9 protein-coding genes are annotated in these 8639 nt (G+C 65.0%); 7 read left to right on the forward strand and 2 right to left on the reverse strand.

Annotated features, from left to right (window positions below):
• Entirely contained in the window at window positions 1–339 is a 339-nt protein-coding gene (gene uraH, locus QM590_RS20225) for a hydroxyisourate hydrolase (protein ID WP_149406799.1), read from the reverse strand.
• Complete coding sequence (gene uraD, locus QM590_RS20230; RefSeq protein ID WP_149406800.1) at window positions 332–1096, reverse strand: 2-oxo-4-hydroxy-4-carboxy-5-ureidoimidazoline decarboxylase; 765 nt, start codon at window positions 1094–1096, stop codon at window positions 332–334. Before uraD ends, uraH begins: the two co-directional genes overlap by 8 nt.
• Here uraD and QM590_RS20235 point away from each other — a divergent pair.
• The 7 genes from QM590_RS20235 to allB are packed head-to-tail and all read left to right on the forward strand — an operon-like array spanning window position 1095 to window position 8534.
• A complete protein-coding gene (locus tag QM590_RS20235) occupies window positions 1095–1490 on the forward strand; it encodes an allophanate hydrolase-related protein (protein WP_032385160.1) in 396 nt (131 codons plus the stop codon). The two genes, uraD and QM590_RS20235, sit on opposite strands and share 2 nt — an antisense overlap.
• A 12-nt stretch (window positions 1491–1502) precedes the next feature.
• Window positions 1503–2327, forward strand: coding sequence for a hydroxypyruvate isomerase family protein (locus QM590_RS20240; RefSeq protein ID WP_269596140.1), 825 nt, complete (start codon window positions 1503–1505; stop codon window positions 2325–2327).
• A gap of 9 nt (window positions 2328–2336) precedes the next feature.
• Window positions 2337–3233, forward strand: a complete 897-nt coding sequence (locus QM590_RS20245) for a 2-hydroxy-3-oxopropionate reductase (protein ID WP_149406802.1) — start codon at window positions 2337–2339, stop codon at window positions 3231–3233.
• A 1-nt stretch (window position 3234) separates the two neighbouring features.
• Complete coding sequence (gene gcl, locus QM590_RS20250) at window positions 3235–5034, forward strand: glyoxylate carboligase (protein WP_149406803.1); 1800 nt, start codon at window positions 3235–3237, stop codon at window positions 5032–5034.
• Between the two features lie 2 nt (window positions 5035–5036).
• Window positions 5037–6170 (forward strand): glycerate kinase, encoded by a 1134-nt coding sequence (locus tag QM590_RS20255; protein ID WP_269596139.1) that lies wholly within the window; start codon window positions 5037–5039, stop codon window positions 6168–6170.
• Window positions 6167–7210, forward strand: a complete 1044-nt coding sequence (alc, locus tag QM590_RS20260; RefSeq protein ID WP_269596138.1) for an allantoicase — start codon at window positions 6167–6169, stop codon at window positions 7208–7210. The genes QM590_RS20255 and alc overlap by 4 nt, the downstream gene beginning before the upstream one ends.
• Window positions 7161–8534, forward strand: coding sequence for an allantoinase AllB (gene allB, locus QM590_RS20265; RefSeq protein ID WP_394855282.1), 1374 nt, complete (start codon window positions 7161–7163; stop codon window positions 8532–8534). Before alc ends, allB begins: the two co-directional genes overlap by 50 nt.
• The last annotated feature ends 105 nt before the right edge of the window (window positions 8535–8639 follow it).

Below are 8639 nucleotides of genomic sequence, written 5' to 3' on the forward strand. Positions count from 1 at the left end.
CTAGCTCCCTCGATAGGTGGTGAAAGCGAATGGGCTCAACAGAAGTGGGATGTGGTAGTGCTGGTCGGGTGCGGTGATCTCGAAGGTGACGACGACCTCGGGGTGAAAGCACTCGGTGTGCTGGGCCGCGAAGTACGCACCGGTGGCGAAGGTGAGTCGGTAGGTACCCGGTTCCAGTTCGGCGGGGCCGAGCGTCCCGACCCGGCCCTGCTCATCGGTGACGGCGTCGGCAACGTGGATACCGTGATGATCGGCGAGGACTACCGAGACACCCTGCGCAGGAACGCCTCTCGCCGCGTCGAGCACGTGAGCGGTCACATGGCTTCTCGGGTCAGACATCGCCGAGGCTTCCTGTTGCACGAATCTCGGCTATCTCCCGCAGTTCGTGCTCGACGACGACGGCCTCAGTCGCGGGGTCGTTGCCGAGCCTGCTGTGCAGAGCGTCGAGAACTGCGTGGGCATCCCGGCCGGCGGCCCTGATCAGAAACACCTGCCCGAACCGGTTCTCGTAGGCCAGATTTCCTGCTCTCAGCCGCTGTTCGACGCCCTCATCCGAGACGTCGACGCCGGATTGCTCGTTACTCGCGTGCCGAGCGCTTGCGTCGTCTCCGTCGGGTGTCTCGCCGATGCGCGGATGTACGGCGAGTGTGCGGTGAACCTCATCGGCTGTCAATGGTGTGGCAGCGCGATGGATGGCGTGGCGCAGGGCCTGCACGTCGGTGAACGGCCGGGCGTTCAGAACTTCCCGAACCCAGCGGGGCACGTCGAGGCACAGCGAGAGTGTGCGTGCCGCGTCGGCCTCGGAGGCCGTGTTCAAGTCAGCGACCGTATCCGATTCCGCAATACGAAATGTTGATTCCACCAAATGAGCGTGACACCGATCACATGCAGTGTCAAGGGTCGATCTCGAGGCATCCACGTCGATCCGTTCGGCGTTGCTGCACTGCGGTATTGGACACTGCGGTCGCGCGGACCGTGCACTCGGGTCTTGACAGATCCACGTGGTGCACGCCACACTCGGTCCATCGACCGGAATACATATTCCACCATACGGACTTTTAGTCCTGCCCTTCGAGCCCGAGAGGAACGACTTCATGACGGAGCTTTTCTGCAACGGTGGTGCGATGCGTGGCGGCAGCCTGCACCACAACGTCTCGTCCCACCCGTTCGTGGGGACGGTGCGCACCACCCCGAATTACCGCTTCTTCTCGGTACGGGACGAATTCCCGGCGCTGTTGCTCGATCACACTGCCGGTGCGGCCATCGAAGGCGAGCTGTACGACATTCCGCTCGACGACATCCGGACGGCCTTCCTGCCGGACGAACCGCCGGAGCTCGAGCTCACCGTGGTGGCGCTCGAGGACGGGCGGTCGGTCCTGGGCGTCGGCCTGCGGCCAGGGGTGCTCGATGCGCAACCGGACGAGTTGACCGACATCACCTATGCCGGCAGTTGGCGTCGCTACCGCGGACTACCGCAACCTCAGAACTGAAAGGCACCGTGCATGAACACTTTCGCTGACTCTCGGCTCCACTACACCGTCAACTGTTCCATTCTCTTCACCGATGTTCCGTTGCTCGATCGACCGCAGCGAGCCCGCGATGCCGGCTTCGATGCCGTCGAATTCTGGTGGCCGTTCTCGAATCCGGTGCCGTCCAACGCCGATGTCACCGCGTTCGTGTCTTCGGTCCGTGATGCCGGGGTGCAGCTGACGGGACTGAACTTCGCCGCCGGCGACATGCCCTCAGGCGATCGCGGGATTCTGTCCGATCCAGCGCAGAAGCAGGCGTTCCGCGACAACATCGACGCCACGGTCGGCATCGGCGAACAACTCGGCACCACCGCGTTCAACGCCCTCTACGGAAATCGTATCGACGGCGTCGACCCGCTCGACCAGGACGAGGTCGCGATCGAGAACCTGGCGGCAGCAGGGAAGGCCGCAGCGAGGATCGGTGCCGTCGTGCTGGTGGAACCCGTCAGCGGCGCGCCCGCCTACCCGATCAAGTCTGCTGCCGGTGCCGTCGCCACCATCCTCCGCGTCGCGCGTGAACAGGACGTACACAACCTGCGTCTGCTTGCCGACCTGTACCACCTCGCCGTCAACGGAGACGACGTGCCCGCGGCGCTCGATGCCCACCACGATCTGATCGGGCACGTGCAGATCGCCGACTCACCGGGCCGCGGAGAACCGGGTACCGGCTCACTCGACCTCGGCGGACAACTCGCCGGCCTCGCCGAACGGGGTTACGACGGTTACGTCGGACTCGAATACAAAGCCACCCAGCCGGATCCGTTCGCGTGGCTCGAACTGGCCACCACTACCAAGTAGGGATTTTTCATGAGCACCATTGCATTCATCGGCCTCGGAATCATGGGCAGCCCCATGTCCGTTCATCTCGCCAAGGCGGGCCATCAGGTGGTCGGCTACAACCTGACCCCAGATCGCACAGGTCCTTTGGTCGAGGCAGGCGGCACTGCTGCCGATTCCATCGCCAAGGCCGTTCACGACGCAGACGTCATCGCGATCATGGTCCCCGATTCTCCGGATGTGCAGGAGGTTCTCGCCGGTGAGGGCGGGGTGTTCGACAATGCTCGACGCGACGCGCTGATCATCGACTTCTCCAGCATCCGTCCCGACGTCACCGCCACGTTGGCTGCCGACGCGATCTCGCGCGGCTTCCGTATCCTCGACGCTCCGGTCTCCGGCGGCCAGGCCGGTGCCGAGAACGCGACGCTGTCGATCATGGTCGGCGGCAGCGCGGACGACTTCGCCACTGCCAAGCCGATTCTCGACGTCGTGGGCAAGACCGTCGCTCATGTGGGCCCCAGTGGCTCCGGGCAGACGGTCAAGGCAGCCAACCAGCTGATCGTGGCCGGCAACATTCAGGTGCTGGCCGAGGCGATCGCGTTCCTCGAGGCCTACGGCGTCGATCTGGCAGCGTCGGTCGAGGTTCTCGGCGGAGGCCTCGCCGGTTCGGCCGTGCTCAATCAGAAGGCGCAGAAGATGCTGGACCGCTCGTTCGAGCCCGGCTTCCGCATCGACCTGCACCACAAGGATCTGGGCATCGTCACCTCCGCTGCACGTGAGGCGGGCGTCGTGATTCCGATGGGTGCCGTGTTGGCGCAGCTGATGGCCTCGGCCCGCGCCAACGGCGATGGCGGTCTCGACCATTCGGCGCTGTACCGCGGTGTCGCTCGGCTCTCGGGCTCCGCGATCTCGAGCAAGGACAACTGACATGGCCAAGATGCGCGCGGCCGATGCCGCAGTGAAGATCCTCGAACTCGAAGGTGCAACAACGGCATTCGGTTTGCCCGGTGCCGCGATCAACCCGTTCTACGCGGCGATGCGCAACCACGGGGGGATCCGCCACGTGCTGGCCCGCCACGTCGAAGGTGCCTCGCACATGGCCGAGGGATTCACCCGGGCTGCTCCGGGCAACATCGGCATCTGCATCGGAACCTCCGGCCCGGCCGGAACCGACATGATCACCGGGCTGTATTCGGCCATGGCCGACTCGATTCCGATCCTCGCCATCACCGGACAGGCCCCCGTCGCGAGGTTGCACAAGGAAGACTTCCAGGCCGTCGACATCGCGTCGATCGCCGCACCGGTGACCAAGATGGCGATGACGGTGCTCGAACCGGCCCAGGTTCCCGGTGCCTTCGCGCAGGCGTTCCACCTGATGCGCTCAGGACGGCCCGGCCCGGTGCTGATCGATCTGCCCATCGACGTGCAGCTGGCCGAGATCGACTTCGATCCCGACACCTACCAGTCGCTGCCCGTGCACAAGCCCGTTGCCTCGCGCGCTCAGGCAGAGAAGGCCATCGACATGCTCCTGGCTGCCGAGCGCCCGTTGATCGTGGCCGGCGGCGGCATCATCAACGCCGACGCCTCCGACCTGCTCGTGCAGCTCGCCGAGATTCTCGACGTTCCGGTCATCCCGACCCTGATGGGCTGGGGCACCATCCCCGACGATCACCGTCTCGCCGCAGGCATGGTCGGCTTGCAGACCGCCCACCGCTACGGCAACGCAACGATGTTGGCCTCGGACTTCGTACTCGGCATCGGAAACCGTTGGGCCAATCGGCATACCGGCGGGCTGGAGACCTACCGCAAGGGACGCAAGTTCGTCCACGTCGACATCGAGCCGACCCAGATCGGACGTGTCTTCGCACCCGACTACGGCATCATCTCCGACGCCAAGGCGGCCCTCGAGCAGTTCGTCGCCGTCGCCGAGGAGCGTCGTGCGGCAGGCACGCTGCGTGATCTCTCGGGCTGGGTGGATGACTGCGCGACGCGTAAGCGCACGATGCATCGGCGCACGCACTTCGACAACGTGCCGATCAAACCGCAGCGCGTGTACGAGGAGATGAACAAGGTCTTCGACCGCGACACCCGCTACATCAGCACCATCGGACTCTCGCAGATCGCGGGCGGGCAGTTCCTGCACGTCTACTCTCCCCGCAACTGGATCAACTGCGGTCAGGCCGGCCCACTGGGCTGGACCATTCCCGCGGCACTGGGAGCAGTGGCTGCCGATCCGTCGGCGAATGTCGTTGCACTGTCCGGTGATTACGACTTCCAATTCATGATCGAGGAGTTGGCCGTCGGTGCGCAGTTCAACCTGCCGTACGTGCACGTGGTGGTGAACAACTCGTACCTCGGGCTGATCCGGCAGGCGCAGCGCGCCTTCGACATGGACTTCTGCGTGCAGCTCGGATTCGACAACATCAACCACCAGGAGACCTTGGACGCTCAGCCCGGTATCCCGAAGGGCTACGGCGTCGACCACGTGCAGGTGGCAGAAGGGCTGGGCTGCAAAGCGCTTCGAGTCACCGAGCCCGACCTCATCGGCGAGACGTTGGTGCGGGCCAGGACGTTGGCGAACGAGCACAAGGTCCCCGTCGTGGTGGAGATCATTCTCGAGCGGGTCACGAACATCTCGATGGGCACCGAAATCGACAACGTCGGCGAGTTCGAGGAGCTGGCCAACACATCGGCCGATGCCCCCACTGCGCTGCTCCTGCTGGACTAGAGATGACGCGCATTCTGCTCGCTCCCGACAAGTTCAAGGGCTCGCTGTCGGCAGCGGAGGTCGCGCAGGCGGTGGCCGAGGGGATGCTCTCGGTCGACTCGTCGCTCGAAACGGTGTGCCTACCCGTCGCCGACGGCGGTGACGGCACCGTCGATGCTGCCGTCACCGCCGGGTGGGATCGAGTGGCAGTGACCTGCTCGGGGCCGACCGGTGAGCCGGTCGATACGTCGTATGCCCGTCGTGGTGATACTGCGGTCGTCGAGTTGGCCTCGGCGGTAGGGCTCGAGCTGCTGCCGAATGGACAGCCGGATGCGCTGGGGGCCAGTACGTTCGGTCTCGGTACCGTCATCGGGCACGCTCTGGAGGGAGGTGCGCGGCATCTCGTCGTCGGACTCGGGGGCAGCGCATCCACCGACGGCGGTGCCGGAATGCTCAGCGCGCTCGGTGCCCGCATCCTCGATGCCGACGGCAACGACGTTGCGCTCGGCGGCGGTCCGCTGCGGGGTGCAGTCCACCTCGACCTGAGCGGTCTAATGCCGTCGGCTCGGAATGCGGTGTTCGAGCTGGCTTGTGACGTCGATAATCCGTTGCTCGGTGTCACCGGAGCCGCGGCTGTCTACGGCCCACAGAAGGGTGCCGGGCCGCAGGAGTTGCTGTATCTGGAACACGGGATGCGGCAGTGGGCGCATTTGGTACGCAACGCAATCGGTCGCGACATGAGCGGTCTCGCCGGCACCGGGGCGGCCGGCGGAACCGCCTTCGGTGCCATGGCTGTACTCGGTGCTGCGGCCAAGCCGGGGATCGACACCGTGCTCGAGCTGATCGACTTCGGCAGCGCTCTGGCGTCGGCCGACCTTGTCGTCACCGGTGAGGGTTCGCTGGACGAGCAGAGCCTGCACGGAAAGGCACCGATCGGAGTCGCTCATGCAGCGCGCGCGGCGGGGGTCTCGGTGATCACCGTGGCGGGACGCAGCGTCGTCGGCTTGGATCGATTGCGCCCCTTCGGTATCACCGCGTCCTATTCGCTGACCGACCTGGAGCCGGACCCGCAGATCTCCATGCGTGACGCGGCTCGGTTGTTGCACGAGGTAGGTCGAACGTTGGCCACCACACACATTTTGGAAGGAACTTCATGACCGGAACCGATTTCACCACGCTGACCGACCTTGCTTCTCGGGCGCTCGGCGGCAGCGTCTCCGCAGCGAACGACGAGCTGTTCGCCCAGCGCGAGAACTTGATCAAGCCGGACGCTCCGCTGTTCGATCCCGAGGACTTCGGGCACAAGGGAAAGGTGTACGACGGCTGGGAGACTCGGCGTCGCCGCGACGAAGGCGGTCACGACTGGGCGATCGTGCGACTTGGAGCCCCCGGCATCGTGCACGGAGTCGTGGTCGACACCGCTCACTTCACTGGGAACTACCCGCCGTTCGTCTCCGTCGAGGCTGCATCGATCGAGGGCTACCCGTCCATCGAGGACGTGCAGAATGCGGAATGGCACAGCATCGTCGACAAGTCCCCCGCAGCCGGTGACACTGCGAACATGTATGCGGTGGACGATCGGCACCGGTGGACGCATGTGCGTCTGTCGATCTACCCCGACGGCGGCGTTGCCCGGTTCCGTGTGCACGGCCAGGTGGTGCAGGATCCGCGGTTCCTCGCCGGCACCGTCGATCTGCTGGCCGCCGAGAACGGAGCTCGGCTGATCGACTGCTCCGACGCGTTCTACTCCTCCCCGGCCAACATCATCCTGCCCGGGCGGGCACGCAACATGGGTGAAGGTTGGGAAAACTCGCGACGACGCAACGGCGGCAACGACTTCGCAGTCTTCGCCCTCGCTTCACCCGGTGTTCCGCGGCACGTGGAGGTCGACACCAGCTACTACGTCGGAAACGCGCCGGGGTGGATTCGACTCAGCGCCATCGATTCTCGTCGTCGACACATCACGGACCCGACGGCATGGAGCGAGATTCTGCCCCGCACCGCCGTTCAGCCGGATACGCGTCATCGCTTCCTGCTGAACGAGTTCGACGCGTACACGCACCTGCGATTGGACGTGTACCCCGACGGCGGACTGTCCCGATTGAGATTGTTCGGTGAACTCGACGCCGAGGCTCTCGATGCGGCAGATGTTGCGTGGAAGTCGTCCGAGCTTCAGAGTGCCTCCAGTGCAGTCTGATTCGGCGGATCTCGTTGTCCGCGCTTCGCGAGCGGTGATCGGCGGACGGGAGGTCGCCGCTTCGGTCTCGGTGGTGGACGGCCGGATCGTGGCGATCGACTCCTATGATGCTGGTGCTTCGGTGCTCTCCGGCATCGTGGTCGAGCTCGGCTCGGACGAGGTGTTGCTGCCGGGTTTGGTGGACACGCATGTTCACGTCAACGAGCCGGGGCGCACCGAATGGGAAGGGTTCGCGAGCGCCACCCGGGCTGCCGCGGCGGGTGGCATCACGACCATTGTCGATATGCCGCTCAACAGCATTCCGCCGACTGTCGACGTAGCAGCTCTGGAAATCAAGCGGCGGGTGGCAGCGGATCAGTCGGTCGTGAACGTCGGGTTCTGGGGCGGTGCCGTGCCGGGGAACGTCGATCAGCTGCGGCCACTGCACGATGCAGGCGTATTCGGCTTCAAGTGCTTCCTGCTGGCGTCGGGCGTGGACGAATTTCCGCCGCTGACGATTCCGGAGCTCGAGAAGGCTCTGATCGAGATCGCATCGTTCGACGGGCTGATGATCGTCCATGCGGAGAACGCAGAGGTGATCGCCGAGGCACCGTCCGCGTCGGGCCGCGAGTACTCGGGATTTCTGGAATCGCGTCCGCGTGCGGCCGAGAACCGGGCCATCGAGCAGGTGATCGAGCTGTCTCGGCGGACGGGGTGTCGGGTGCACATTCTGCACCTGTCGAGCGCGGATGCGTTGCCGATGATTGCGGCGGCCAAGCGGGACGGTGTTCGGGTGACGGTCGAAACCTGTCCGCACTATCTGTGTTTCGACGCCGAGGCTGTTCCGGCCGGGGCGACTCAGTTCAAGTGCTGCCCGCCGATCCGCGAGGCCGGTAACCGTGAGTTGTTGTGGCAGGGTCTGTCCGACGGCACGATCGACACCATTGTCACCGATCACTCCCCCTGTACGCCCGACCTGAAGCGGTTCGACACCGGAGACTTCGGCGATGCGTGGGGTGGGATTGCGTCGCTGCAGGTGTCACTTGCAGCGGTGTGGACTGAGGCGCGTGCCCGTGGGTTCGCGCTGACCGACATCGTGCGGTGGATGGCCACGAACACGGCTGATCAGGTGGGTATGGCAGATCGTGGACGCATCGAAATCGGTTGCGCTGCAGACCTTGTGGTGTTCGCACCCGAGGAGGAGTTCAGCGTCGACGTTGCGCAGTTGTACCACCGTAACCCGGTGACTGCTTACGATCGACTGGGCCTATCGGGTGTGGTGCGACGGTCGTGGATCGCGGGCTCGGAGTTGTCGACCGGACAGTTGTTGCGCCGCCAGCGCTGACCTTCTAGAACGGTGGCTTCGTGTCCTCGTGGCGTCCGGTCTCGTGGTTGTCGGGCTCAAGGTTGTCGGGTGGGTTGGGGTAGGCGATGTGGCCGGATCGTTTCG

The sequence above is a fragment of the Rhodococcus sp. IEGM 1372 genome (assembly GCF_030056835.1).
Classification (GTDB): Bacteria; Actinomycetota; Actinomycetes; order Mycobacteriales; family Mycobacteriaceae; genus Rhodococcoides.

Bases quoted from the DNA above. Each gene is read 5' to 3' on its own strand.
- uraH (WP_149406799.1), bottom strand. From the start codon at position 339: ATGTCTGACCCGAGAAGCCATGTGACCGCTCACGTGCTCGACGCGGCG.
- QM590_RS20235 (WP_032385160.1), top strand. From the start codon at position 1,095: ATGACGGAGCTTTTCTGCAACGGTGGTGCGATGCGTGGCGGCAGCCTG.
- uraD (WP_149406800.1), bottom strand. From the start codon at position 1,096: ATGAAGTCGTTCCTCTCGGGCTCGAAGGGCAGGACTAAAAGTCCGTAT.
- QM590_RS20240 (WP_269596140.1), top strand. From the start codon at position 1,503: ATGAACACTTTCGCTGACTCTCGGCTCCACTACACCGTCAACTGTTCC.
- QM590_RS20245 (WP_149406802.1), top strand. From the start codon at position 2,337: ATGAGCACCATTGCATTCATCGGCCTCGGAATCATGGGCAGCCCCATG.
- gcl (WP_149406803.1), top strand. From the start codon at position 3,235: ATGGCCAAGATGCGCGCGGCCGATGCCGCAGTGAAGATCCTCGAACTC.
- QM590_RS20255 (WP_269596139.1), top strand. From the start codon at position 5,037: ATGACGCGCATTCTGCTCGCTCCCGACAAGTTCAAGGGCTCGCTGTCG.
- alc (WP_269596138.1), top strand. From the start codon at position 6,167: ATGACCGGAACCGATTTCACCACGCTGACCGACCTTGCTTCTCGGGCG.
- allB (WP_394855282.1), top strand. From the start codon at position 7,161: ATGTTGCGTGGAAGTCGTCCGAGCTTCAGAGTGCCTCCAGTGCAGTCT.